This is a genomic window from Cellulosimicrobium funkei (assembly GCF_001019615.1).
GTDB lineage: Bacteria > Actinomycetota > Actinomycetes > Actinomycetales > Cellulomonadaceae > Cellulosimicrobium > Cellulosimicrobium cellulans_E.
The window spans coordinates 1-25,700 of sequence record NZ_JNBQ01000014.1; the positions used below are offsets into that span (position 1 = coordinate 1).

Consider the following 25,700-nt stretch of genomic DNA (forward strand, 5'->3'; position numbering starts at 1 on the left):
CCCGGCGACGAGCGAGCGCGCGACGAGCTGGTCGTGCAGGTCCTCGGAGAGCCGGCGCGCGGCGAAGGTCGCGACGTCGACGCGCTCGGCGGGCGGGTCGAGCTCGGCGCTCACCGCGACGTCGGGCTCGACGCGGCGGCGCGCGGGCGGGCGCAGGTCCTCGCCGCGCGCGAGCCGGTGGGCCCACGCGCCGAGGTCGCCGAAACGCCCCTCGACGGTCGCGGGCGGCAGGGCCGCGAGCGCCCCGAGCGTGCGCACGCCGAGCCGGCCCAGGAGGTCCACGAGCTCGTCGACCGCGACGGCGGCGTCCGGCCGGGCGGTGACGTGCACGAGTTCGCGCGCCGGCCGCGGCGCGAGGAACGCGGCGGAGCGGCCGGGCGGGACGACGGCGGCGTCCCGCGCGGCGAGAACGGCCGCGAGGATGCCGTCGGCGACGCCCACCTGGCTCTCGTGCCCGGTGCGCTCGGCGACGCGCGCGACGAGCGCCTCCGCGAGCGCGGCGTCGGAGCCGTGGTACCGGCTCGCCCCGGCGGCGGGCAGGAGCAGCAGGCCGGGCCGGGTGATCTCCAGCCCCGCGACGACGGTCTCGGCCGCGAGCGCGACGGGCTCGAACTCGCGGGCGTCGCGCGCGTCGTCGACGTCGAGCAGCTCGAGCTCGGGGCAGCACTCGCGGGCCCGACGGCGGCGCATGCCCCGGCGCACGCCCTGGGCGCGGGCGGTCGCGGAGACGGCGACGACGCGGCGGCCGTCGTGCGTCGCGGCGGGGACGTGCGCGGGGACGTCGCGCACCGCCATCGCCGCGAGCACCGGCCAGTCCGGCACCCACAGGGCCGCCGTGCGGGTCGGGCTCGTGGTCATCCGACGAGCCGGAGCCGGGAGGGCCGGTCAGGGTCGTCGACCCGGCCGGCGTCGGTGACCACGGCCTCGGCGTCGGGCCGGGTGCCCCGGACGTCCTCGGCGAGGAACGCGGGCCAGTCCTCGTGGGCGAGCGGGAGCTCGACCTCGACCCGCGTGGGGCGCGCGGCACCCCCGCGGCCCGCGCGCTCGACGACGAGGGTGCGACGGCGCAGCCAGCCCGCCCCGCGGTCCGCACCGGACCAGCCGCCGCCGGTCACGGTGAGCGCGACGTGCGCGCCCGGCCACGTCCCCGCGGCGACGAGCAGCGCCCCGCGCTCCCGCGCCCGCGCGGCCAGGCGCCGTCGGTCGGCGTCGGTGAGGGCGGCGTCGGGCCCGACGACCACGACGTCCAGGCCGTCGACGAGCGCAGCGATCGCGAGCGCCGCGTCCGGCCCGGGCCGCGGGACGAGGACGACGCGGTCGAGGTCCGCGCCGGCGTCGGCGGCCGCGAGCAGCCCGACCGCGGGGAACCCGACGGCGGCGGTCCACGCCCCGGCCCGCGACGGCCGCGCGACGAGCGCGAGCAGGAGGCTCGTCGACCCGCGCACCGCCAGCACGGTGCCGCGCTGCAGGGCACCGAGCGGCAGGAGCGGGGCGAGCGCGTCGTGCACCGGCCACGCCCGCTCGTCCGGGATCACGTCCCGGCTCGGGTCACGCCTCGCGACGTGGCGGCCGCGAGCGCGCGCCGGGCGCTCGGCCGGCGCGACAGGGGCCGGGCGGGCGGCCGCCGCCGAGGAGACGTCGACGAGCGGGACGTCGGCGAGCGAGACCGTGTCGGCGAGCGGGACCGTGTCGGCGCGCGGGACGGCGGCCGGTGCTGCCGGGACCGCGGGTGCGACGACCGGGCGGTGTCGGCGGACGCCCGTACGCTCCTCCGCGCGGCGCAGGACGGCACGGGCGCGCTCGGCCTTGTCGACGGCCGCAGCCGTCGGGCCTGGTGCCCCCGCCCGTTCGGCGGGGTCGGCGAGAAGGGTCATCTCGCCTCCCGGGATGCTGCTCGGACGGGACGCGCACCGCGCGTCGACTGCTGGGGGCGTCGTTCTGCACCCGCCATCGTTCGAACAGACGTTCGAACACTTCCAGTGAACGACCGCCGTCGCGGGGTGTCAACTCCGCAGGTGAGAGCCGTCGGCTTCGTCCGAGATGCCCGCCGCAACTCTCGACCGTCGATCGAAGGTTGACCCCAACCCTCGACCTCTACCTGAACCTCCTCCCTGCCGAACCTGGGGTCGCAGTCCGTCCGGCGTGCGGCACGAGCCACGAGCCACGAGCGCATGCCCGGCGAGAGCAGGCGCATGCTCGGCATCCGGCCCTCCCCGCACGGTGCCCCGCCGGATGGCAGGCTGACGCCATGGACGCCCGCACGACCCTGCCCACGCTCGGCTCGCTCACCTGGGAGCCGGCGCTCGACCACCTCGACCTCGTCGCCCCCGTGACCGCCGACGCGCTGCGCCGCTGGGCCGAGGCCGACCCGGACGTCGCGGCGCTCGTCGCCGTGACGGAGATCGATCCCGACCTCGCGGACACCGCGACGCTCAACGCCGCGTTCGACCTGCCCGTCGAGGCGTCGGCGAACTGCGTCGTCGTGGGCGGCGCACGCGCGGGCGACGAGCGGATCGCCGCCGCCGTGGTGCGCGCGCACACGCGCGCCGACGTCAACACGCGCGTCCGCAAGCTGTTGGACGTGCGCAAGGCGTCGTTCCTGCCGACCGACCGCGCGACGGCCGAGTCCGGGATGGAGTACGGCGGCATCACGCCCGTCGGGCTCCCGGACGGGTGGCGCGTGCTCGTCGACTCACGCGTCGTGACGGACGGTGAGCTCGCGCTGATCGGCAGCGGCGTGCGGCGTTCGAAGCTGCTCCTCCCCGGCGGCCTGCTCGGGCTCCTGCCCGGCGTCGAGGTCGTCGAGGACCTGGCCGTCCCGGTCGCCTGACCCGCCCCACCCTGCCGAGCACGACATGACGACCTCCATGTCGTGCTCGGCGGGGGATCGTCAGCGTTCGAGGACGACGAGCCGCTGCGTCGCGCGCGTCATCGCGACGTAGCGGTCCACGGCGCCCTCGACGCCGTCGCCGAATCCCTGCGGGTCCACGAGGACGACGAGGTCGAACTCGAGGCCCTTCGCCGTCTCGGGCGTGAGCACCTGCACGCGCGACGCCCCGTCCTCGCCGAGCCGCGCCGAGACCGACTCGGTCGACACCGCGACGGAGCCCGCGCCACCGATCACGCAGGCCGTGCCCTCGGCGTGCTCGGCGAGCCAGCCGTCGAGCACCCCGTCGAGGTCCGCGACCGCGCCGTAGGCGACCGGCACGCCCGTGCTGCGGACCGACGTCGGGACGTTGGCGTCCGGGAGCGCGGCCCGGATGACGGGCTCCGCCGCCGCCATGACCTCCTGCGGCGTGCGGTAGTTGACGCTCAGCGACGTTTCCGCGACCCGGTCGAACCCGACGCGCCCGAGCCGTTCGCTCCACCCCTCCGCGAACCCGTGACGCGCCTGCGCGCGGTCCCCCACCACCGTGACGCTGCGGGACGGGCAGCGGCTCAGCACCATCTGCCACTCGGCGTCGGTCAGTTCCTGCGCCTCGTCCACGACGACGTGCGCGAACGGGCCGGCGAGCCGGTCGGGCGTCGCCGTGACCATCGCCCCCTCGTCGACGAGCGCGTCGCGCAGGTCCTGCCCCTTGAGCATCGTCATGACCATGAGCTCGCTGTCGTCGGACGCGACGAGGTGGTCGACGACGTCGTCCATGCGGGCCCGCTCGGCCGCCGCGGCCGCCGCGTTGCGGCGACGGCGACGCGACGCCCCCGGGTCGCCCAGGCGCTGCCGGGCGGCGTCGAGCAGCGGCAGGTCCGCCGTCGTCCAGGCCTGCGCGTCCGGGCGCTGGAGCGCGCGCACCTCCTCGGGCGTGAGCGACGGCGCGCACAGGCGCAGGTAGGCGGGCACCGACCACAGGTCGGCCACGAGGTCCGTCGCCTCGACGAGCGGCCACGCGCGGTCGAACGCGGCACCGAGCGCGCGGTGGCCGCGCAGGGCACGGCGCACGTCGTGGGCGTCGAGGTCCACGCCGTCCTCCGCGGCGCCCCCGCACGCCTTGTCCACGAGGATCTCGACGAGCGCGGCCCAGACGTCGTCGCGCGCCTCGTTGTGCGGGGTGCCGGGGTCCACGGACTCGAACGCCTCCGCCCAGTCGGCGGTGGAGAGCCAGACGTCGGCCCACGGCGTCTCGACCTCCATCCCCTCGGTCGGTGGGCGCTCGGAGAAGCGCACCGCCGGCTCGATCGCGGCGACGAGCTCGGTGGACGCCTTGAGCCGGGCGACCTCGGGGTCGGTCTCCTCGCGCGCCGCGGCGCCCTCCGGGACGAGGTCCCGGAGCGTGCACGTCTGCACGCCCTCCTCGCCGAGCCCCGGCAGCACGTCGGCCACGTACGCGAGGTACGGGCGGCTCGGCCCGACGACGAGGACGCCCCCGTGGCCCTCGCCCACCCGGGGGTCGGCGTAGAGCAGGTAGGCCGCGCGGTGCAGCGCCACGACGGTCTTGCCCGTGCCGGGGCCGCCGTCGACGACGAGCGCGCCGCGCGAGCCCGCGCGCACGATCGCGTCCTGGTCCGCCTGGATCGTGCCGAGCACGTCGCGCATGCGCGGCGACCGGCTCGCACCGAGGCTCGCGACGAACGCCGACTGGTCGTCGAGCGCCGCGCCCGACCCCGCGCCGTCGGGCACGAGCTCCTCGTCCCAGTAGTCGGTGACACGGCCGCGCGCCCAGCGGTAGCGGCGGCGCGCCGCGAGGCCGAGCGGGTGCGCGGGCGTCGCCGCGAAGTACGGCTCGGCGGCGGGCGAGCGCCAGTCGACGAGCAGCCGCTCCCCCGCCGGGTCCGTGAGGCCCACGCGACCGACGTACACGGGCTCCGACCCGTCGGCGAAGGTCATGCGACCCAGGCACAGGTCCACGCCGTAGCGCTGGAGCAGCCGCAGCCGGCTGCTGAGCCGGTGGATCTCCTGGTCGCGCTCGAGCGCCCCGGTCCCGCTCCCGCCGGGCGCGCGGCGCGCCGCGTCGAGGCGCTGCGAGAGGTCCGCGACGGAGTGCTCGAGGCTCGCCGCGATGGCGGCGAAGTGCCGCTCGTCGGCGTCGACGAGCGCGGGGTCGGCCTTCGCGGCCAGGCGGTCGGGGAGGTCGAAGACCCGTGCGGGCCTGGGGGTGGGACGGTCGGTCGGGCGGTCGGCGGTCACGGGGGCGTCGGGCAACGTTATCAGCTCCGGTCCGAGGTCCAGCGGGGACGGCGCGGACCACGACGACCCACGCACGAGCGGAGATTCTGCGCCCCCAGGGGGGCCTTGCCGCAAGACCCCCCGTGCGCTATACCTTGGAAAGGGAGGCCGGTCGGCCTCCCTTTCCTGTTCCCGTCGCCGACCAGGATCGGACCCGCGCGGACGCGGCCACGTCCACGACGATGAGCCGAGATGCGAGAAGTGGCCCCTCACCGCGCTCGGTGAGGGGCCACTTTCTCGTCTCGTGGAGCGCGTCAGCTCTCGGCGCGGCCCTCTCGCCAGTAGCCCATGAACGCGACGGCGCGGCGGTCGACGCCGAGGTCGGTGACGAGGTGGCGGCGCAGCGTCTTGATCGCGCTCGCCTCGCCCGCGAGCCACGCGTAGAGGACGGTGTCCTCTTCGAGCAGCCCGGGGACCTCCCAGAGGATCGACGCGTCGACGTCGACGTCCTCGAGGTCCTCGGCCGTGCGGCACTGGGCGGGCGGGTCGGTCCCGAGGACGCCCGCGCCGAGGATGCGCTCGGCGGCCTCCTTGACGGCGGGCACGAGGCGCGCGCCATGGGCGTCGCGCTCCCCGCCGGGGGCGTCGTCGCGGGCCAGGAACGTCACGCGCACCCCGGGCGGCGTGACGAGGTCGCGCGCGTCGCCCACGTGCGGCACCTCGACGTAGACCTCGCCCCACGCGTGGGCGGGCAGGTCCTCGCAGATCGCGGCGATCGCGGGCAGCGCCGTCTCGTCGCCCGCGAGCAGGAGCGCGTGCGGGCGCGTGGGCGGGCGGAACTCGATGCCGCCGGCCGGGCCGTCGAACGTGGCGTCCGGGCCGAGCAGGACGAGCGGCGTGCCGACCTCGGCGGCGAGCGCCCAGCGCGACGCGGGGCCGGCGTCGCCGTGCAGCACGACGTCGACGTCGACCTCGCGCGCCTCGGGGCGCACCGCGACGGTCGTGTAGGTGCGCAGCGGGTTGCGGCGCTCCTCCGGCTGGTCGCGCCACGCGGCGTACCAGGACTCGGCGTCGCGCACGAGGTGCTCGTAGCCGCCGTCGGGCGCGGGGAGCACGAACTTGATCCGCACGTCGAGGCCCGGGTCCCCGAAGAGGTCGAGCTCGGGGCCGGTGAACGTGAACCGGCGGAAGCTGGGCGTGAGCTGCTCGACGCGCGCCACCTCGACGTCGAAGAAGCGCCACGGCGCGGTCGCCCGAGCGACGGGGCGACGGGCTCGGGTGCGGGGTGCGACGACGGTCTGGCTCACACAGGTGAGGCTAACCTACGCACCCTCACCGGGGTCAACCCGTCCGGGACGCGGACCCGGCTCCGGCACCGTGAGACGCGTCACGCTCCCCGACCGCGGCTGCGCCACAGCAGGTAGACGAAGTACGGCGCGCCCAGGAGGGCCGTGCCGAGGCCCGCGGGGATCTGCTCGGGGGCGATGACGACGCGACCGAGCGTGTCCGCGACGGACACCAGGAGCGCGCCGAGCAGCATCGCGACCGGGACGACCCGGCCGTGCCGCGCGCCGACCAGCGCCCGTGCGGCGTGCGGCGCGACGAGGCCCACGAACGCGAGCGCCCCGATCGCGCACACGGCCGCGGCCGTGAGCAGCGCCGCAGCCGCGAGCAGCAGCAGGCGCGTGCGGTCGAGCGCGACGCCGAGGACGCGCGGGGTGTCGTCGTCGAGCGCCAGCACGTCGAGGTCGCGGCGGTAGACGGCGGCCAGCGGCGTGAGGACGAGCAGCGCGAGCGCGACGGGGATGAGCTGCTCGAGCGTGCGCCCGTACGTGGAGCCGGAGAGCCACGTGAGCGCGAGGTTGACGTCCCACGGCGCGACGACGACCACGAGGAGCGTGATGAGCGCCATGACCCCGGCCTGGGCGCCGATGCCGATGAGCACGAGCCGGTCGGAGCTGAGCCCGCCGCGGTAGGAGAGCCCGTACACGAGGCCGAACACCACGAATGCCCCGATGGCCGCCGCGGCGGACATGGGCCAGATCCCGACGCCGGGGACGAGGAGGATCATCGTCACGGCCCCGAGCCCGGCGCCCGACGTCACACCGAGCAGGCTGGGCTCGGCGAGCGGGTTGCGGCACACGGCCTGCACGATCGTCCCGGCGAGCGCGAGCGCCGCACCGGCCAGGAGCGCAGCGAGGACGCGCGGGAAGCGCTGGTCGAGGACGAACGTCACGTGCCGTCCGGCGAGCCCGTTCCACCAGTTGGCCACGTCGCCCAGCAGCACGACCCGGTCGCCGAGCAGCAGGCCCGCGACCGCGGCCGCGGCGACGGCGAGCGACAGGACGACGACGACCACGAGCACGGCCCGTCGCGCGCGCGGGCGGGACAGCGACCCGTGCGCGCCGCGCGACGACGCCGGCCCGGAGTCGCGCAGGCGCCGCGCGAGCCAGATGAGGAGGATCGCGCCGAGGACGGTCGTCACGATGCCGGTCGGCACGGCGATGGACAGCATGCCCGGCAGCAGCAGGCGGAGCAGCACGTCGGCGCCCAGGACGACGACCACCCCGACGATCGCCGCGAACGGCAGGAGCAGCACGTGCCGCCCGAGCCCGGGCACCCGGCGCGCGACGAGCCGCGCCACGACCGGTGCGGCGAGTCCGACGAAGCCGACCGGTCCCGCGACCGTCACCGCGATCGAGGCCAGGAGGACGGCCACGAGGACGGACAGGACGCGCGTGCGGCGCACGTCGACGCCGAGGACGGTCGCGGCGTCGTCCCCGAGACCGAGGAGGTCGAGGCGGCGGGAGAGGAGGAGCGCGGCGAGGACGCCGACCACGACGACGGGCGTCGCCATCGAGACCGTGCGCGTGCCCGACTGGACGATGGACCCGCTCCCCCACGCGAACAGGCCCATCGTCTCCTGCTCGAACAGCACGAGGAGGACCATCGTCAGGGAGTGCAGCGCGAGCATGATCGCCGACCCGGCGAGCACGAGCCGGGTCGGGCCGTCGGCGCCGCCGCGCGCGAGGACGAGCACGAGCCCGGCCGCGGCGAGCCCGCCGAGGAACGCGAGGCCGCCCTGGAGGTAGAACGGGATCGAGATGCCGAACGCCGCGACGACCACGACCGTGAGGTAGGCGCCCGCGTTGACCGCGAGGGTGTCGGGCGACGCGAGCGGGTTGCGCGCGACCGACTGGAGCACCGCACCGGCGACGCCGAGCGCGACGCCCAGCAGCAGGCCCGCCAGGAGCCGCGGCACGCGCGAGGCGACGAGGACGGCGACCGTCTGGTCGACGCCGTCGCCCCCGGTCGCCAGGCGCAGCAGGTCGAGCGGGCCGACGTCGGCCGTGCCCTGCGTGAGGTGCACGGCGGCGAGCACCGCCGCGACGACGACCGCCACCACGAACGCCCCCGCGATCCCGAGGCGAGACGTCCTCGGGCGGGGCACGGTCGTCGCCGTGCCGGCGCCGTCGCCCGCGCGCCCGCCGTCGGCGGTCCCGTCGGTGCCCGGGACGACGGCCGGAGCCGGGTCCTCCAGGAGGAGGGTGTCCGGCTCCGCCGTCGTGCGCTGCTCGCGCCGCGTCACGGTGTCCTCGTCAGCACTGTGGTTCTCGTCAGCCTTCTCGTCGTCCGGGCGCGGCCGGTGGTGGTGCGGAGGGGTCTCAGGCGGCCGTCAGCGCGTCCACGACCGCGTCGGCGTAGGCCGCGGCGGACAGCGGGCCGCCGAACATCCAGATGCCGTCGGGCAGACGGTGCACGTTCCCGGCCGTGACGAACGGGAGCTGCTCCCACACGGCGTTGCCGGCGAGGCCCTCCTCGAACGGGTTGGCCTCGGAGTCGCTCGCGACGTAGAGGAACTGCACGTCGCCGAGCTGGGTCAGGCCCTCGACGTCGGTCTGCGCGAGGCCGTAGTCCGGGTCGCCGCCCTCGGTCCAGGCGTTGACGAGGCCGATCTCCTCGCCGATGGCGCCGAAGAACGAGCCCGGCGTGTACATGCGGATCGAGACGGCGCCGTTCGTCACCCAGCCGTCGGCCATCGTGAACTCGGCCCCGGCGAGGCCCGCCTCGTCGAGCGCCGCGGTGGCCTCGGCGATCTTCGCGTCGTAGGTCTCGAGCGCCGCGGCGGCCTCGTCCTCGCGGCCCGTCACCGTGCCGAGCGTCTCGACCGTGGAGCGCATGTAGCCGATCGGGTCCTCGCCGTCGGAGCCGCGCAGCGTGAGCACCGGCGCGACCTCCTCGATCTGGGCGATGACGTTCTCGGGCAGGTCCGTCGTCGTGACGACCAGGTCCGGCTCGAGCGCGGAGATCGCGTCGAGGCTGGGCTCGCCGCGCGTGCCGACGTCGGGCGTGCTCGCGTCGATCGGCGCGACCGTGTCCCACGTGTTGTAGCCCTCGACGTCGGCCTGGCCGACGGGCTCGACGCCGAGCGCGACGAGGTTCTCCGTGAGGCCCCACTCGAGCGAGACGATGTCGGTCGCCGGGGCGTCGAGCGTGACCTCGCCGCGCTCGTCGGTGACGGTGACGGGGCCGGACGCCGCGTCGGTCGTCGCGTCGGCGGCGTCGTCCGCGGCCGCGGGGTCCTCGGTCGTGCCGCACGCGGTGAGCGCGAGCGCCGTGGCGAGCGCGAGGGCGCCCGCGGCGAGGGAACGGGTGGTCGAGCGCATGGGTGTCCTTCGGGTTCGGTCGGTGCCCGGGCGTGCTCCGTCGGGGCGGGGCCGGTGGCCGCGCGTCGGGGCCGGGCGAGGGGTCGTGGAGGTACGTCGGGGTGGTGCGGGTCAGACGAGGACGGCGGTGTCGAGGCGCGCGGCGTGCCGCCCGAGCGGCTCGCAGCACGTGCGCCCCGTGAGGGGGTGCGTGTAGACGTCGACGTGGATGCCGTACACCTCGGTGAGCAGCTCGGACGTCAGGACGGCGTCGGCGGGTCCCGTGGCGCGCACGACGCCCGCGTGGAGCAGGACGACGCGGTCGGCGACGGCGGCCGCCTGGTTGAGGTCGTGCAGCACGACGCCGACGGCCACGCCGTGCTCCGTGGCGAGGTCGCGCACGAGGTCCAGCAGCTCGACCTGGTAGCGCAGGTCGAGGTACGTCGTCGGCTCGTCGAGCAGGAGCACCTGCGTGTCCTGCGCGAGGCACGTCGCGAGCCACACGCGCTGCAGCTCGCCGCCGGAGAGCTCGTCGACGCCGCGGTCGGCCATCGCGGTGATGCCCGTGACGTCCATGGCGTGCGTGATCGCGCGCGGGCCGTCGGGGTCGTTCGAGCGGAACCGGCCGCGGTAGGGGTGGCGCCCGTAGGCGACGACGTCGCGCACGCTCACGCCCGACGGCGTGGGCCGGCTCTGCGACAGCAGCGTCACCCGCCGGGCGAAGTCCTTGGGGTGCAGGGCGAGCGCGTCGGGCGCGTCGTCGAGCGCCACGGTCCCGGCGTCGGGGCGGTGCAGCCGCGCGAGCGAGCGCAGGAGCGTCGACTTGCCCGAGCCGTTGGGCCCGATCAGGGCCGTGACGGCCCCCGGTGCGAGCTCCAGAGCGGCGCCGTGCACGACGGTGCGCGCGTCGTAGGACAGCCGCAGGTCGTGCCCGGCGAGCGCCGGGGCTCCGGTCGCGGCGACCGGGCTCGGGACAACTGAGGGTGCACTCACATAGGTGAGGCTAATCTATGCCGCCCTGTCGGAACCAGCCCCTCCGACGCGTGTGACGCGGTTCACGGGCGACGCGCCCGCGTCAGTCCTCGACCGTCCGCGCGGGGCGCCGACGCGGCTCGCCCACGGCGGCCGTCGGGGGCGCATGGTCCTCGTCGGCTGCGTGGGCGCGCGTCGGGGAGGCGTGGTGCTCCCCGCCCAGGGCCACGGGGACCACGAGCGCGCGATGGTCGGACAGGCCGGTGTCGACCGCGACCCCGGGCTCCGTCGCGCGCACGGCGCCGTGGGCGAGCACGTGGTCGAGCTGGCGTGCGGGCTCGCCGACCGGGAACGTCGCGGCCGAGGCCAACGGCCGCCACCCGCTCGTGCGGGCCGCCTGCGGGGCGTCGATGTTGAGGTCGCCGAGCAGCACGACCGGCTCGCCGTCCGGGGTCTCCGCGGCGAGCGACCGGGTGAGCCGCACGAGCTGGGTGAGGTTGCGCCCGGGCACGAACGTCAGATGCGTGCACGCGACGGTCAGCGGACCGCCCGGGGCGTCGACGCGCGCCACGAGCGCCGCGCGCGGCTCGTCGCGCACGAGCGTCGGCAGGCGACTGCCGGGGAACCGGACCGGGACGCGCGTGCGGGGCGCGGGCAGCAGGACCGTGCGCCATGCCGAGACGGGGAACCGGCTCACGACCGCGATCCCGTAGGCCGCCCGGCCCGGCTGGTGCTCCCCCGTCGGCGCGGTCCACACGCCGGGCTCGCCGACGAGCGTCGCGACGAACCGGTGCTCGACGGCGCCCGCCGCCTCCGCCGCGACCGCCGTGAGGTCGGCACGGTGCGAGCGCGGCTGGTCCCGGTCCACCTCCTGGAGCGCGAGCACGTCCGCGTCGAGAGCGCGGACGGCGTCGGCGAAGCGGTCGACGTCGACCCGGTCGTCGACGAGCGACCGCCCGTGCAGGATGTTGAACGTCGCGAGGCGCACCCTCCCGATTCTGGGCACGGCGGCGCGGGGTCGCACGCGCTCGGGACGGTCCGACGCCGCGCCACGGACGGCGCGGCGTCGGAGGGCCGCGCGACGTGCCAGCGCACCGCGGGTGGTGTAGACCCTGGGCATGGTGGACGACAGGGACGCGCTGCACGACGGCCTCCGCATGACCGCCGCGGCGCTCGCCGAGGCGGAGATCCCGCACGCCCTCGTCGGCGGGTACGCCGCGTGGGCGCGCGGAGCGCCGGAGCCGAGCCACGACGCCGACTTCGCGATCCGCGAGGTCGACGTCGACCGCGCACGCGAGGTGCTTCGCGCCGCCGGGCTCGAGATCACGGAGCCCACGGAGAACTGGCTCTTCAAGGCGTACCACGGCGGGGAGCTCATCGACATCCTCTACCGGATGGTCGGCGAGCCGATCGACGACGACCTCCTCGCCCGCACCGACGAGCTCGAGGTGCTCGCGGTCCGCATGCCCGTGCTCTCGGCGACCGAGATCATGACGTCGAAGCTGCGCGTCGTCGGCGAGCACTACTGCGACTTCTCGCGGCTGCTGCCGGTCGCGCGCGCGATGCGCGAGCAGATCGACTGGCCCGAGGTCCGCGCGCGCGTCGACGACAACCCGTATGCGCGCGCGTTCCTCTTCCTCCTCGACGAGCTCGGCGTCGTGGACGCGGAGCAGATGGAGGACGCCTCGCTCGGCGGGCGCCGTGCGTCGGCAGAACCGGCGTCCGGGGACCCGTCGAACGCCCTCGAGTGAGCGGGGCGCGTTCGACGCGCGAGCGAACCAGACCCCGGACAGGGTGAAGAGGTACCGCCCGCTACCTCACGAGGTCACACCGATGAGCACGGTCACCCAGTCGATCGACGTCGACGTCCCCGTCCGCACGGCCTACGACCAGTGGACGCAGTTCGAGGAGTTCCCCCGCTTCATGGAGGGCGTGGAGGAGATCCGGCAGCTCGAACCGACGCACACGCACTGGAGGACGAAGATCGGCGGTGTCGAGCGCGAGTTCGACGCGGAGATCACGGAGCAGCACCCGGACGAGCGCGTCGCGTGGAACAGCACGTCCGGCCCGGACCACGCGGGCGTCGTCACGTTCCACCGGCTGAACGACACGCAGACCCGCGTGACCGTCCAGCTCGACTGGTCGCCCGAGGGTGTCGTGGAGAAGGTCGGCGACGTCCTCCAGCTCGACGAGCGCCGCGTCAAGGGTGACCTCGCGCGGTTCAAGGAGTTCATCGAGTCGCGCGGGACCGAGACGGGCGCCTGGCGCGGAGACGTCGGCTGACGCCCCGACGCGCAGCCCCGCCGGCCACCGGCGACATGACGGAGCGGGTCCGGGTCCCCGGGCCCGCTCCGTCGCGTCCGGCGGCTGCCGCGCGCGAGGCCGACCCGCCCGCCATCCTGGTGCGATGACCGCGCACGCCCCGACCCGCTCGGGACCGGACACCGTCGACGCGGCCGTCCTCGCCGCGGGAGGGATCGCGTGAGGGCGCCCCGGTGGGCCGGGACGCTGCGGCTGCGCGACCGCGCGGCGGACTACGCGTACGTGGCGGCGCGCCAGGTCGCGGGCGTCGTCCGGCCGCGACGTCCCGTCCCGCGCGGCCCGGGCGGCCGCGACCCCGTCGTGCTGCTGCCGGGCGTCTACGAGACGTGGCAGCTCCTCGCGCCCGTGGCGACGGCGCTCGCGCGGGCCGGGCACCCCGTGCACGCGGTGCCCGGCCTCGGGTACAACCGGCGCCCGTTCGCCGAGGCGGCCGACCGCACCACCGCCTTCCTCGTGGAGGCGGACCTGCACGACGTCGTCCTCGTCGCGCACAGCAAGGGCGGTCTCGTGGGCAAGCGTGTCATGCTCTCGCCCGCCGGGTCGCGCGTGGCCGGCATGGTCGCCGTCGCGACGCCGTTCAACGGCTCCAGCTACGCGCGCTACCTCCTGGGCCGCACGCTGCGCGCGTTCTCACCACGGGACGCGGCGCTGCTCGCGCTCGCCGCGGAGCACCAGGTCGACGCCCGCATCACGGCCGTCTACCCGCGCTTCGACCCGCACATCCCCGAGACGGGCCGGCTCGAGGGCGGGCGGAACGTCGAGCTGCCCCTCGCGGGCCACTTCCTCCCGCTCGGCGACCCGTCGCTCGTCGAGGTCGTGGTGCGGGAGGTCGACCGGCTCGCCCGGTCGACCTCCCGCGACTGAGCGGGGACCTCAGACCCGGCCGGACGGCGCGCCGACGGTGACGCGCGCGAGCTCCTGCGTGCAGCGGGTCATCGCGACGTACAGGCCGTTCCAGCCGCGCGGCTCGGCGGCGATGCCGTCCGGGTCGACGACGACCACCGCGTCCCACTCGAGCCCCTTCGCCTCCGAGGTGCTGAGCACGGGGACCCCGCGCACGGCGGCGCCCAGGTGCGCCAGCCGGTGGCGCGGCGCCACGACACCGACCGAACCGCCGTCGTACCGCTCCGCGAGGCGCACGACCTCGGCGGCGACGGCCGTGCCCAGCGCCGCGCCAGCGGTGCCGGCGGGCACGACGACGTCGCGCGGCTCGACCCCCGCGTCGCGCACCGCGCGTGGGGGTGCGTTGCGGCTGCCCGCCGCGCGCAGCACGGGCCCCACGAGCTCCATGACCTCGCGCGGCGTGCGGTAGCAGATCGTCAGGTCCGCGCGGTGCCAGCGGTCCCCGAAGACCGGGCCGACGACGTCCGCCCAGTCCGTGTGGCGGTGCGGCGCCTCGGTCTGGTCGACGTCCCCGACGGCGGTCACGGACCGGGTCGGGCAGCGGCGCAGCACCATGTGCCACTGCATGGGCGAGAGCTCCTGCGCCTCGTCGACCACGACGTGCCCGTAGACCCAGTCGCGGCGCGTCGAAGCGCGCTGCGCGAGGAACTCGCCCTGCTCGCCGGGGGCGTCCGGGGTGCCCAGCGCGTCGGCGAGCGCGTCGAGGAGGGGGACGTCGCTCGGCGCGAGCGCGGCAGGCTCGCCCACCACCCGGCGGACCTCGTCGGGCGAGAGCTCGGGCGCGTGCCGCGCGAGCAGGGCGGCGTCCCCCAGCAGGTCCGCGAGCGCCGCGCGGGCGTCCGCGACGGGCCACCAGGCGTCGACGACGGCCGTGAACCCGGCCTCGCGCGCGAGGTCGCCGCGGAGGCGCTCGAGGTCGTCCTCGGTCAGCTCGCCGTCGACGTCGCCGCCGCGCGCGCCGGTCGTCGGGGCGCGGTCGTCGCGCGCGGCGAGGCCGGCGTCGAGCTTCCCGAGGACGTCCTCGTACCCCTCCTCGACACGTTCGAGCAGCTCCGCGTGCCGCGCCGCGGCCTCGTCGACGAGCGTGTCGAGCAGGAGGTCCACGGCCCGGCGCCGCGCGGCGAGCACGCTCCGGCCGCCCGCCCGGGCCGCGCGCAGGACCTGCCCGACCCGGGCGGCGTCGAGCGTGAGCGCCTCGCCGTCGAGGCGCACCGTGAGCGCCCGGGCGTCCGGGACGAGGGAGTCGGCGTACCGGGCGACGACGTCCTGCCACAGCGCGCGCCCCTTGAGCTCGGCCACGTCCCGGTCCTCGCCACGCTCGGGCGCGACGCCGGGGACGAGCGTGTTGCACGTGGTCGACACGACCGCCGTCTCGCCGAGCGCGGGCAGCACCTGGGCGACGTACTCGAGGAACCTTGAGGTCGGGCCGAGCAGGAGCACGCCCCGCTCCGCGAGGTGCGGGTGCGTGAACAGCAGGTACGCGACCCGGTGCAGCGCGACGACCGTCTTGCCCGTCCCCGGACCGCCCTGCACGACGAGCGTCTGCTCGGCCGGGGCGCGCACGATCGCGTCCTGCTCGACCTGGAGCGTCGCGACCGCGGTGCCCATGCGGCCCGTGCGGCGCTCCGACAGCGCGGCCAGGAGCGCCCCCTCGCCGACGAGGCCGTCCTCGTCGTCCGGCCCGGTCGCCGAGCCGTCGAGCGGCTCGTCGTCCACGCCGGTGACCCGGTCCCCCGCGGTCCGCACGTGCCGGCGCCGCGCGAGGCCCTGCGGCTCGCGCGCGGTCGCGGTGTAGAAGGCGCGAGCACCCGGGGCGCGCCAGTCGAGGACGAGCGGGTCCGCGTCGGCGTCGGACGCGGCGATGCCGACGCGCCCGACGTGGCGCGTGACGCCGTCCACGGTGTCGACGCGCCCGAACACGAGCCCCCTCTCCGCGCGCTCGAGCTCGGTGCGTCGACGGCGCAGGCCGGCGCGCCGGGAGCGTTCGACGACGTCCTCGGCTCCGGGACGGTCCGGGTCGGCCGGAAGGGCGAGCTGTGCGTCGAGCTCCGCGAGGAGCTGGGACCGGCGCGAGAGCGCGGCGTCGAGGTGCTGCTGCTCCTCGGCGACGGCGTGCGTCGCAGGACCGCGCTGGTCGTGGTGATCGGTGTCAGGCAGGGACGGGGAGGGATGGACCGGCACGGAACCTCTTCTCGTACGACGTACGGACACGGGCCCAACGCGCCGCCACGCCCGATTGTTCCCCGAGGCCGGTCACCGTCCTCCGAGACGGAAGGTCGAGGTCAGGGCACGCGCGTCGCCCAGAACGCGACCGCCGACGCCGCGGCGACGTTGAGCGAGTCCACTCCCCCGGCCATGGGGATGGTCACGACCCGGTCGGCCGCCTCGATCGCGCCGCGGGACAGGCCGTCGCCCTCCGTGCCGAGCACGAGCGCGAGCCGCTCGGGCGGGTCGGCCACGACGTCGTCGAGGCTCACCGCGTCGTCGGCGAGCGCGAGCGCCGCGGCGACGAAGCCCTCCTCGCGCAGCACGTCCAGCCCGCCCGGCCACGTCTCGAACCGCGTCCACGGCACCTGGAACACCGTGCCCATGCTCACGCGCACCGAGCGCCGGTAGAGCGGGTCCGCGCAGCGCGGCGAGACGAGCACGGCGTCCACGCCCAGCGCGGCGGCCGAACGGAAGATCGCGCCCACGTTGGTGTGGTCGACGATGTCCTCCAGCACCGCGACGCGCCGCGCCCCGGTGCCGCCGCGGGCCGCCGAGAGCAGGTCGTGGACGGTCGCGAGGGGCGGGCGGTGCATCGCCGCGAGCGCACCGCGGTGCAGGTGGAACCCGGTGATCGCCTCGAGGACGTCGGGCGCGCCCACGTACACCGGGACCGGCTCGCCCGTGCCGCCGGGCGCGTCGTCGACGGGCAGCGCCGCGATGTCGTCGGCGAGGTCGTCGAGCCAGCGCTCGGCCATGAGGAACGACCGCGGCCGGTGCCCCGCGGCGAGCGCGCGCCGGATGACCGTCGAGCTCTCCGCGATGTAGAGGCCCTTCTCCGGCTCGTGCTTGGACCGTAGCGCGACGTCGGTCAGGCGGTTGTAGTCCGCGAGGCGGTCGTCGGCAGGGTCGGTGACGTGCACGACGTGCGGGGTCTCGGAACTCACGGCCCCCATTGTCCCCGATCAGCCGACCACGACGGGCTCCTGCGGTGCGGCGGCCTGGCCCCCCGCACGCGCCCCGCACGGGACCGGCACGCCGAGACGGACGAGCACCGTGTCGAGCGCCTCGTGGTAGGCCCAGGCGCGGAAGTAGGTGCTGTGCGTCGCGACGGTGAACAGGTACGCGCCGCGGTCGACCTCGTCGGCGCCGCGGTCCACGTCGTTCGCGGTGTACGACACCACGGGGAAGCCGAGGTAGTCGGTCCGACGCCAGAGGTTCACCCAGGCGGGACCTCCGTCCGAGCTGCGCAGGAGCCGCACGAGCGTGGGCGACGCGGGGTCGAACCGCGTGCTGCCGGGACCGCGCACGGCGTCGGACCAGGCGGTGTCAGCGGCTCGCCGCAGGCTCGTCAACGGCTCACCGCCCGGGGTGCCCGCCTGCCGCGCGTCCTGGTATGCCGCCTCAGCCACGCGCGCGGCCTCCTGGCGGTCGCGCTCGGCGACCAGGTCCCCGATCGCGCTCTCGAACCGCTCGAGGACGCGACGCTGGTCCTCGAGCCGCTCCGCGGTCGCCGCGACCTCGTCGCGCCGCACCGCGAGCGGGCCGTCTCCTCCCTGCTCGCCGGCCTCGGCCGCGACAGCGGCGCGCCACGCGGCGCGCGCCTCCCGGACCCGCGCGCGCTGCTCCTCGTGCGCGGCGATCTCGCGCGACGCGACCGCCCCCCGTCGCTCCCGGAGCGGGAGCTCGAGCAGCGCGGCCCGCAGCAGCGAGCGCGCGCTCGACGTCTGCCGCACCCACGGGTCCCCGCGCCACCGGGGCGCGCCGCACGGCGGGGTGCCGAGCACCTGCGGTCCCAGGAGGGACGGGAAGAACCGCCCGAAGTACGCACGCAGCTGGACGCCGTAGGTGACGACGCCGAGGCGCCCGTCGCCGTCGGTCCGGGGCGCGGGCTCGCGGGTGCCGCCCGTCCGGACGGGGTTGCCCGCTCGACCGAGCACGACGGCCGTCGCGATGACCGCGCCCAGCGAGTGCGCGGAGAGCACGACGCGACGCCCCTGTGCGGCCGCTGCGCGCTGCTCGACCGGCAGGTCCGCGGCGGCGAGCCACGACTCGACCCGGGCGGCGACCTCGGGGACGGTCCGCTCGGCGTAGCAGGGCGGACCGAACGGGTGCGCGCTGCGCGGCAGGAAGCACATGAGGTCCCACAGGAGGCCCCAGGGCCGGGCGAACCCGTCGGACCCCGCCGCGACGAAGCTCGCGACGAGCGCGGCCGCGAGCGCCCCGACGAGCGGGACGGAGAGGTCGGTGAGCCACGTCCCGCCGAGCACCCACACGCCCGCGACGGACTCGCCCGGACGCCCGAGCAGGACGGTCACGACGAGCGTCGTCCACGAGGCGAGCGCGAGCACGCCCACGGCGATCTCGGCGCGGTGGGTGACGGCGGCCACCTGGCGGGTCCGCAGGGCACGGCGGACGGCGAGGGGCATGTCCGCCACGCCCTGCTCCGTGCCGGCGGTCCGCTTCCTCTCCTCGTCGGCGAGGACGGCGGCGGCCCACCCGGTGGGGCCCAGGGCGTCGGACGTCGTGCCGACGGCACGCGGCAGCCAGCGCGTCGAGGACCGGACGAGGTCGTGCAGCGCGGGCGCGGCGAGGACGAGGAGCCCGACGACGGCGGTCGCGCCGAGCACGACGGCGCCGATGCCGAACTCGGTGTACGCCGACGGGACGGGCAGCTCCTCGTACCCGGGCACGGTCCGGACGATTTCGACCAGCAGGGCCCCCGCGGGGTCGGGCCGCGTGGCACGTCCGCCGGTGAGGTACACCTGGACGCCGAGGACGAGAAGGCTCGTGAGGACCGCGGCGGTCGCGGTCGCCACGAGCAGGAGGACCCCGGGGCCCGTCCCGTGCCAACCGACCCAGCGGTCCGCGCCCTGCGACCGCACCGGCCTCGCCGCCCGGCCGAGCGCGCCGACGAGCGGGACGGCGAGCGCCGCGACGGCGACGAGGATCAGCGTCCGGGTCGTCGACTCGCCGTACGTGGCGACGGTGCCGTCCGGGGTGGCCCGGCGCGCGACGGCCACGACGCCGAGGCAGCCCGTGACGACGACGGGCACCGCGGACCACAGCGCGACGCGCACGCGCGCCCGTCGTGCGGCCCCGGGGACGCGCGGACGCCAGAGGAGCCCCGCCGCGGCGATCCCGGTGAGGACGGCGCCCAGGACGGTCGGGGCGACGTCGACCCCGACGTACGCCGTGGTCCCGGTGCCGTCGCGCCGCGCGCTCGACCACGCCGCGAGAGCCCACGTGGCGACGGCGAGCACGAGGGTCGCGACGGCGAGCGCACCCTTCCAGCGTGGCGGGGTCACCTGGATGCCGTCGTCGTCGTTGCGCGTGGCCACGACGACGACGGCCAGGCCGAGCACGACCGTGCCGGCCGCCACGACGGCCGTCCCGGCGGCGGTGCGGTCGCTCGTCCACGCGAGGAGGACGGCGACGAGCGCGACCGCGCCGCCGAGGTGCGCCAGGAGCGCGGCCGGCCCGGCGACCCGCCGGCTCCAGAAGCCCGCCCGGTACAGCAGCGGCCCGGTGACCGACCCTCCGGTGCGCTGCCCCGCACGGGCGATCGACACGCGCTCGTCGAACCGGACCTGCCCGGCGCGCGCGAGAAGCACCAGTCCGACGACGGCGGCGACCGGGACGAGCGAGAGCACGGCGGCACGGTCGCCCGGCGCCATGCGCGCGAGACCGTCCAGCACCGACGGCACGCGCGCGCAGACCTGGACGGTGTCCGTCCCGTCGGCTCCCGGGCGCATGCACCGGGCGCCCACCATGACGACCGCGACGGTCGTGACCGCGGCGGTGAGCAGGAGCGTGAGCGCGAGACCGAAGACGCGGACGGCCGCGGCGGTCGGCTCGGGGCGGGCGCGCGGGACGGTCTCGCCTGACGACCGGACGGGCGCGTGGTTCACCGCGCCCTCCTCGGCGCCCGGGACGCGCCGCGCCCAGTAGGCGACGTTCGCGAGGCCGAACGGAACGTTCAGGGCCCATAGCGCGCGCGTCACGCCGCGCGCGACGGCGCCGACGAGCCCGGCCAGAGGGAACGCGCCGAACCGTGCCATCGCGCCCCACGAGTACGCCTCGCGGCGCACGTCCGCGCGGATCGCGTGGAGGTCGCCGCCGCCGACCGGGGACGCGAGCGTCCCCGGAGCACGGTCCCGTGCGTCCGCAGCGGCGGTCGGCACCCAGAAGCTGCCCAGACCGTCGCCGTCGCACTGCTCGACCTCGCCCGGCGGAAGGTCGAGCATGCCGTGCGGCGGCGTGTTCGCCACCCCGTGGATCCGCAGCTCCAGGACGTTCTGTCCCGCCGCGCCCGCGTGCGTCATCGCTCCACCTCCGACGTCGGCGTCGCGCGGCTCGCCGCGCGGCGCTGCCACCTGAGAGAGAGGGACGAGGCGGTTCGCCCGGACGTGACGGACGTTCGTCTCTCGCGCGATCCGGGCATCGGGGGTCGAATAGGGTCATGGGATCCGCGCCGGACGCTGCACCGACCCCCGCCACGGCGGTCTCCTCGAGCTCCGCGGGCACCGCCGAGCGCACGCTCGACGCGCCGTGGTCGCGCCCGCCCGACGACGTCCTGGCCGAGCTCGGCACGGACGCGGGCGGGCTCTCGAACGCCGACGCCGCGGCACGGCTCGCGGAGGTGGGGCCCAACCGGCTGCCCCCGCCGCAGCGCGACCCGCTGTGGAAGCGGATCCTCGTCCACTTCGACGACGTCCTCATCTACATCCTGCTCGTCTCGGCGGTGCTCAAGGCGATCCTCGGCGACTGGGTCGACTTCACGGTCATCCTCGCGGTCGCGGTGATCAACGCGGCGATCGGCTTCATCCAGGAGGGTCGCGCGGAGAGCGCGCTGGAGGGCATCCGCAACATGCTGTCGGTCAACGCGGAGGTCCGGCGCGACGGCGCGTGGGCACGCGTGGACGCCGACGATGTCGTGCCGGGCGACGTCGTGCGCGTGCGCTCGGGCGACCGGGTCCCGGCGGACGTCCGGCTGATCCAGGCGACGAACCTGCGCGTCGAGGAGTCGGCGCTCACGGGCGAGTCGGTCGCGGCGGCCAAGAAGGTCGACGCGGTCGGTGCGGACGCGGGCGTGGGCGACCGGTCGAGCATGCTCTTCTCGAGCACGCTGGTGGCCGCGGGGCAGGGCGTCGGGGTCGTCACCGCGACGGGCACCGCGACGGAGATCGGCCGGATCCAGACCATGATCTCCGAGGTCCGCAGCCTCGCGACGCCGCTCACCCGGCAGCTCGACCGGTTCGGGAAGCTGCTCGCGGTGCTCATCCTCGCGATGGCCGTCGTCATGGTGATCATCGGCCGCGTCTTCCACGACTTCACCGTCCCGGAGCTGATCTCGGCATCGATCGGGTTCGCGGTCGCCGCGGTGCCGGAGGGCCTGCCCGCGCTCGTGACGATCACGCTCGCGCTCGGCGTGCAGCAGATGGCCCGCCGCCGCGCGATCACGCGCAAGCTGCCCGCGGTCGAGACGCTCGGGTCGGTGACGACGATCTGCTCGGACAAGACGGGCACGCTCACCAAGAACGAGATGACGGCGCGCACGGTCCGCACGAGCGGGCGCACGTTCGCGGTCGCGGGCGCGGGGTACGCGCCCGTGGGGGACGTGACCGTGCCCGACGACGCGTCTCGCCCCGGGCCGACCGGCGCACCGGGCGACGCACCGGCGTCGGGCACGAGGCACGCGGACCTCTCCGACGACCGCGACCTCGCCGCGCTGGCGACCGTCATGATGCTCTGCAACGACGCGCGGATCGTCCCCGACGAGTCGGACGCCGACGGCTGGCGGCTCGTGGGCGAGCCGACCGAGGGCGCGCTGCGCACGCTCGGCATGAAGGCCGGCGTCGACCCCACGGGGTGGCGGCGCGTCGCCGTCGTGCCGTTCGAGTCCGAGAACAAGTTCATGGCGACGCTCGACGCGGACCCCGACGGCGGCCTGCACGTGCACGTCAAGGGCGCGCCGGACCGCGTGCTCGACCGCTGCGCGACCCAGGTCGGCGCGGACGGCGGCACCGAGCCGCTCGACCGCGCGTTCTGGGACGCGCAGATCGACGCGCTCGGCGGGCGAGGGCTTCGGGTGCTCGCGGCCGCCCGCCGGACCGCCGCGGAGGGCACGGAGGACCTCGACGTCGACGACGTCGCGGACGGCCTCGAGCTGTGCGGGCTCGTCGGCATCGTCGACCCGCCGCGGCCCGAGGCGATCGAGGCCATCGCCGAGTGCCGCGACGCGGGCATCCGCGTGAAGATGATCACGGGCGACCACGCGGGCACGGCCCTCGCGATCGGCCGCGAGATGGGCATCGTGGACCCCCACGACGGGACCGGCGAGAACGTCGCCCCCGCCGTGCTCACCGGCCCCGAGCTCGAGGAGATGAGCACGGAGAGGCTGCGCCAGGTGGTGCGCGACGTCGACGTCTACGCGCGCACGAGCCCCGAGCACAAGATCCGGATCGTCTCCGCGCTCCAGTCGCACGGCGAGGTCGTCGCCATGACGGGCGACGGCGTGAACGACGCCCCGGCCCTCACCCAGGCGGACGTCGGCGTCGCGATGGGCATCAAGGGCACGGAGGCGACCAAGGAGGCCGCGGAGGTCGTGCTCGCGGACGACAACTTCGCGACCATCGAGCGCGCGGTGAAGGAGGGGCGGCGGATCTACGACAACATCCGCAAGTCCGTGCTCTTCCTCCTGCCGACCAACGGCGCGCAGTCGCTCGTCATCCTCGTCGCGGTCCTGTTCGGCCTCACGCTGCCGCTCCAGCCGGTCCAGGTGCTCTGGATCAACATGATCACCGCCGTCACGCTGTCGCTCGCGCTCGCGTACGAGAAGGCGGAGCCCGACGTCATGCGCCGCGCCCCGCGCGACCCCCAGGCGTCGATCCTCGACGGCGCGTACGCGCGGCGCATCCTGCTCGTCTCGCTCCTCATCGGCGGCGCGACGATCCTGCTGTTCTACGTCGAGCGGGCCCAGGGCGTCCCGATCGCCGAGGCCCAGACGACGGCCGTGACGATGCTCGCGCTCGGACAGCTGGCGTACCTGTTCAACTGCCGGTTCCTCGACCGGTCGAGCCTCACGCTCGACGTGCTGCGCGGCAACCGGGTGGTCTGGATCTCGGCCGTGACGCTCCTCGCCCTCCAGGCCGTGTTCGTCTACGCGCCGTTCATGCACTCCTGGTTCGACTCGGCCCCCATCGACGTCGTCGAGTGGGGCAAGACGCTCGGGCTCGCGCTCGTCGTCTTCCTGCTCGTCGAGGTGATCAAGTGGGTCGGCCGGCGCTGGACCGCGCGCGACCACGTGCCCGCTCTCGTCGAGCGCCACGACGCCGGTCAGCGCGCCGTCCAGGGGTGAGGCGAGCGAACACGACCCGCCGCTGCACCTCATAGCTCGTCGCGAACAGGGCCGCGTCGGTGCCGACCTTCGCCGCGAGGAGCGGCACGCCGAGCCCGGTCAGCAGCGCGAGCAGCCCGTAGCTCGCCGCGAGCAGCACGACCGCGAGCGCCGCGTACCGCACGACGGCGGCGCGCAGCGGGACGTCGCGCCCGCCCGCGAACACGAGGCGACGGTTGACGGCGAAGTTCACGCCCGCGCTGAGCAGGCGCGCGCCCACCACGGCCGCGAGGAGCGACCCGGTGAGCGCGTGCAGCACGAGCAGCGCGACGACGTCGACCGCGGCCGACCCGAGCGACGACGCGGCGAACCGCAGCAGCGGAGCCCACACGCGCAGCGAGTCGGCGACGGGCCGGAAGTGGGAGGACGCGTTGTCGTCGAGGTAGACCGTCGCCACGTCCACCTCGACGATCCGGCGGCCCGCGCGGGTCGCGTCGAGGAGCGCGCGCAGCTCGTACTCGTACCGGTCGCCGCGCACGGCGAGCAGGTCGTCGAGCAGGCCCGGCCCGTAGGCGCGCAGCCCGGTCTGGGTGTCGCGCACGCGGGTCCCCGTCGCGGCCGTGAACGCCCAGCGCGTCGCGGCGTTGCCCACGCGGCTGCGCAGCGGGACGTCGCCCGCGAAGCGTCGTGCGCCGAGCACGACGGCGTCGGGCTCGCTCTGCGACCGCGCCGCCACGCGGAGCACGTCGAGGACCGTGTGCTGGCCGTCCGCGTCGGCGCACACGACGCCGTGCCCGGGCAACCGGTCGCGCACCCACCGGACGCCGGTGCGCAGCGCGTGGCCCTTCCCGCGGTTCACCGGCACCGCGAGCACGACGGCGCCCAGCGCCCGCACCGCGCGGAACACTCCCCCGCACCGCCGGTCGCTGCCGTCGTCGACCACCACGACCGGCAGCCCGGGGACCGCGGCCCGCAGCGCGTCGACGAGCGCGACGAGCCGCGCGTCGGGCTGGTACGCGGGGACGACGACGGCGGTCCGGGCGGCGTGCGCAGCGGGCACCGCGGCAGCAGCGTGCGTGGTCGCGGCCACCATCAGGCACCGTCCGCGACGTAGAGCACGTCGGACGTGCCGCGCTCGCGACCCTGCGACGGGCTGTTGACGACCTCGCCGTCGAAGTACAGGGTCGAGGACCCGCCGCCGTCGATGTTGTACGCGGTCGTCGCGCCGAGGTCCTGCAGGATCCCGGCGAGCTCCGTCATGGTCACGCCGCGGGAGTAGCCCTCCTGACGGCCGTCTACGACGACGAGGACGAGGTGGTTCTCGTCGACCACCCCGACGGCCGTGCGCGGCTGCTCCCCCTGGATCGAGTGGTTCCCGACGTTCGTGTCGACCTCGACGTCGTCGATCCCGGCCACGACCTCGCCGTCCTCCACGAGCGCGGGCCCGAACGACAGCGTGTTCCAGACCCCGGCATCCACGAGCGACTGCGCGTCGGTCGACGTCTCGTCGTAGACCTCGACGTGGCCGTCGCGGTAGAGCGCGAGGCCCTCGCGCGCGCCCTCGTCCCGGTAGACGACGCCGTTGCGGATCACGATGCCCGTGTCGCGGAACCCGTAGTAGTCGCCGTTGATCGCGAGGACCGCGTCGTGGTCGGCGGCGATGTCGGACGTCGCCTCCGTGATGTTCGTGCCGAACGCGTCCTGGGCGAACGCGGAGCGCAGGTCCGTCATGTCCGAGAGCACGACGTCGGCCACGTAGTACGTCACGGTGTCGTCGCCCGATCCGGTGGTCACCCGGGAGACCGTGATGCTCGTGCCGTCCGACGTGTACGTGTCGCCGTCGACGGTCGCGGTGCTCGCGCCGTCGTCCGCCGTGGTGTCCTGGTCCGACGCCACGCTCGCGTCGAGGCCCCGCGACGCCTCGTACGCCGACACGTCGGCGATCTCGACGTGCTCGACGACGAACCGGTCCAGCGCCCACGCCGTGGCGCCTCCCAGCGGGAGCAGCACGGCGAGGACGGCGACGAGCGCGGCACGCCACCGTCGTCGGCGCCGGGACGCGGGCGGCGCGGACGAGGCAGGCGGGGCGGGAGGGGCGGGGTGCGGCGTGGGGGTGCTCATGGGCCGTGTCTACGGAGCGGGCGTGTGCCGCCGGGATGGCACGGCTGTTCGCCGGCTGTGAGCGGCCGCGCCGGCGACCGAGGCGTCC

18 protein-coding genes are annotated in these 25,700 nt (G+C 76.0%); 5 read left to right on the forward strand and 13 right to left on the reverse strand.

Annotation, left to right across the window (positions count from 1 at the left end):
* The coding region (locus FB00_RS11755; RefSeq protein ID WP_047233120.1) for a DNA polymerase Y family protein at positions 1-858 on the reverse strand (858 nt) is incomplete at its 3' end.
* Positions 855-1,874, reverse strand: coding sequence for a hypothetical protein (locus FB00_RS11760; RefSeq protein WP_052877622.1), 1,020 nt, complete (start codon positions 1,872-1,874; stop codon positions 855-857). The genes FB00_RS11755 and FB00_RS11760, both read right to left, overlap by 4 nt.
* A 374-nt stretch (positions 1,875-2,248) precedes the next feature.
* Here FB00_RS11760 and FB00_RS11765 point away from each other — a divergent pair, with 374 nt between their 5' ends.
* Positions 2,249-2,830, forward strand: a complete 582-nt coding sequence (locus tag FB00_RS11765; RefSeq protein WP_047233121.1) for a YbaK/EbsC family protein — start codon at positions 2,249-2,251, stop codon at positions 2,828-2,830.
* Positions 2,831-2,890: 60 nt separating this feature from the next.
* Here FB00_RS11765 and helR read toward each other — a convergent pair whose 3' ends face one another.
* The 6 genes from helR to FB00_RS11795 all read right to left on the reverse strand — a co-directional run bounded on the left by helR (position 2,891) and on the right by FB00_RS11795 (position 11,710).
* Positions 2,891-5,125: an RNA polymerase recycling motor ATPase HelR gene (gene helR / locus FB00_RS11770; RefSeq protein ID WP_047233122.1), complete on the reverse strand. Its 2,235-nt coding sequence runs from the start codon at positions 5,123-5,125 to the stop codon at positions 2,891-2,893.
* A 293-nt stretch (positions 5,126-5,418) separates the two neighbouring features.
* The gene (locus FB00_RS11775) at positions 5,419-6,411 is read right to left on the reverse strand and encodes a siderophore-interacting protein (RefSeq protein ID WP_047233123.1); all 993 of its coding nucleotides are present in this window, start codon (positions 6,409-6,411) and stop codon (positions 5,419-5,421) included.
* A gap of 80 nt (positions 6,412-6,491) precedes the next feature.
* Positions 6,492-8,555 (reverse strand): iron ABC transporter permease, encoded by a 2,064-nt coding sequence (locus tag FB00_RS11780; protein ID WP_047233166.1) that lies wholly within the window; start codon positions 8,553-8,555, stop codon positions 6,492-6,494.
* 214 nt (positions 8,556-8,769) lie between these two features.
* Complete coding sequence (locus tag FB00_RS11785) at positions 8,770-9,771, reverse strand: iron-siderophore ABC transporter substrate-binding protein (protein ID WP_047233124.1); 1,002 nt, start codon at positions 9,769-9,771, stop codon at positions 8,770-8,772.
* A gap of 111 nt (positions 9,772-9,882) precedes the next feature.
* On the reverse strand, positions 9,883-10,743 hold the full coding sequence (locus FB00_RS11790) for an ABC transporter ATP-binding protein (protein WP_047233125.1): 861 nt from the start codon (positions 10,741-10,743) through the stop codon (positions 9,883-9,885).
* 82 nt (positions 10,744-10,825) lie between these two features.
* The gene (locus FB00_RS11795) at positions 10,826-11,710 is read right to left on the reverse strand and encodes an endonuclease/exonuclease/phosphatase family protein (protein ID WP_082141248.1); all 885 of its coding nucleotides are present in this window, start codon (positions 11,708-11,710) and stop codon (positions 10,826-10,828) included.
* 130 nt (positions 11,711-11,840) lie between these two features.
* Between FB00_RS11795 and FB00_RS11800 the strand changes: the two genes are divergently transcribed.
* The 3 genes from FB00_RS11800 (at position 11,841) to FB00_RS11810 (ending at position 13,908) form a co-directional block, all read left to right on the forward strand.
* Positions 11,841-12,473 carry a nucleotidyltransferase family protein gene (locus tag FB00_RS11800; RefSeq protein ID WP_082141249.1) on the forward strand — a complete coding sequence of 211 codons (633 nt, stop codon included), beginning with the start codon at positions 11,841-11,843 and terminating at the stop codon, positions 12,471-12,473.
* 82 nt (positions 12,474-12,555) lie between these two features.
* Entirely contained in the window at positions 12,556-13,005 is a 450-nt protein-coding gene (locus FB00_RS11805) for an SRPBCC family protein (RefSeq protein ID WP_047233126.1), read from the forward strand.
* 198 nt (positions 13,006-13,203) lie between these two features.
* Positions 13,204-13,908, forward strand: coding sequence for an esterase/lipase family protein (locus FB00_RS11810; RefSeq protein WP_047233127.1), 705 nt, complete (start codon positions 13,204-13,206; stop codon positions 13,906-13,908).
* A gap of 9 nt (positions 13,909-13,917) precedes the next feature.
* Here FB00_RS11810 and FB00_RS11815 read toward each other — a convergent pair whose 3' ends face one another.
* From FB00_RS11815 to FB00_RS21125, 3 genes are all read right to left on the reverse strand, one after another.
* On the reverse strand, positions 13,918-16,128 hold the full coding sequence (locus FB00_RS11815) for a HelD family protein (protein WP_231581819.1): 2,211 nt from the start codon (positions 16,126-16,128) through the stop codon (positions 13,918-13,920).
* Between the two features lie 101 nt (positions 16,129-16,229).
* A complete protein-coding gene (locus tag FB00_RS11820) occupies positions 16,230-17,108 on the reverse strand; it encodes a TrmH family RNA methyltransferase (RefSeq protein WP_047233128.1) in 879 nt (292 codons plus the stop codon).
* 9 nt (positions 17,109-17,117) lie between these two features.
* Complete coding sequence (locus FB00_RS21125) at positions 17,118-20,477, reverse strand: hypothetical protein (RefSeq protein ID WP_156186387.1); 3,360 nt, start codon at positions 20,475-20,477, stop codon at positions 17,118-17,120.
* Between the two features lie 137 nt (positions 20,478-20,614).
* Here FB00_RS21125 and FB00_RS11830 point away from each other — a divergent pair, with 137 nt between their 5' ends.
* Positions 20,615-23,512 carry a cation-translocating P-type ATPase gene (locus FB00_RS11830; RefSeq protein ID WP_082141250.1) on the forward strand — a complete coding sequence of 966 codons (2,898 nt, stop codon included), beginning with the start codon at positions 20,615-20,617 and terminating at the stop codon, positions 23,510-23,512.
* On the opposite strand, the gene FB00_RS11835 is transcribed toward FB00_RS11830, so the two are convergent.
* Together FB00_RS11835 and FB00_RS11840 are read right to left on the reverse strand one after the other, a co-directional pair.
* Positions 23,421-24,584 carry a glycosyltransferase gene (locus FB00_RS11835; protein ID WP_082141251.1) on the reverse strand — a complete coding sequence of 388 codons (1,164 nt, stop codon included), beginning with the start codon at positions 24,582-24,584 and terminating at the stop codon, positions 23,421-23,423. The two genes, FB00_RS11830 and FB00_RS11835, sit on opposite strands and share 92 nt — an antisense overlap.
* Positions 24,584-25,612, reverse strand: coding sequence for a phosphodiester glycosidase family protein (locus FB00_RS11840; protein WP_082141252.1), 1,029 nt, complete (start codon positions 25,610-25,612; stop codon positions 24,584-24,586). Before FB00_RS11840 ends, FB00_RS11835 begins: the two co-directional genes overlap by 1 nt.
* Positions 25,613-25,700: the final 88 nt, after the last annotated feature.

What these genes read in the sequence shown, in the direction of transcription:
- FB00_RS11760 (WP_052877622.1), bottom strand. Translation starts at nt 1,874, where the DNA reads ATGACCCTTCTCGCCGACCCCGCCGAACGGGCGGGGGCACCAGGCCCG.
- FB00_RS11765 (WP_047233121.1), top strand. Translation starts at nt 2,249, where the DNA reads ATGGACGCCCGCACGACCCTGCCCACGCTCGGCTCGCTCACCTGGGAG.
- FB00_RS11785 (WP_047233124.1), bottom strand. Translation starts at nt 9,771, where the DNA reads ATGCGCTCGACCACCCGTTCCCTCGCCGCGGGCGCCCTCGCGCTCGCC.
- FB00_RS11800 (WP_082141249.1), top strand. Translation starts at nt 11,841, where the DNA reads ATGGTGGACGACAGGGACGCGCTGCACGACGGCCTCCGCATGACCGCC.
- FB00_RS11805 (WP_047233126.1), top strand. Translation starts at nt 12,556, where the DNA reads ATGAGCACGGTCACCCAGTCGATCGACGTCGACGTCCCCGTCCGCACG.
- FB00_RS11820 (WP_047233128.1), bottom strand. Translation starts at nt 17,108, where the DNA reads ATGGGGGCCGTGAGTTCCGAGACCCCGCACGTCGTGCACGTCACCGAC.
- FB00_RS21125 (WP_156186387.1), bottom strand. Translation starts at nt 20,477, where the DNA reads ATGACGCACGCGGGCGCGGCGGGACAGAACGTCCTGGAGCTGCGGATC.
- FB00_RS11830 (WP_082141250.1), top strand. Translation starts at nt 20,615, where the DNA reads ATGGGATCCGCGCCGGACGCTGCACCGACCCCCGCCACGGCGGTCTCC.
- FB00_RS11835 (WP_082141251.1), bottom strand. Translation starts at nt 24,584, where the DNA reads ATGGTGGCCGCGACCACGCACGCTGCTGCCGCGGTGCCCGCTGCGCAC.
- FB00_RS11840 (WP_082141252.1), bottom strand. Translation starts at nt 25,612, where the DNA reads ATGAGCACCCCCACGCCGCACCCCGCCCCTCCCGCCCCGCCTGCCTCG.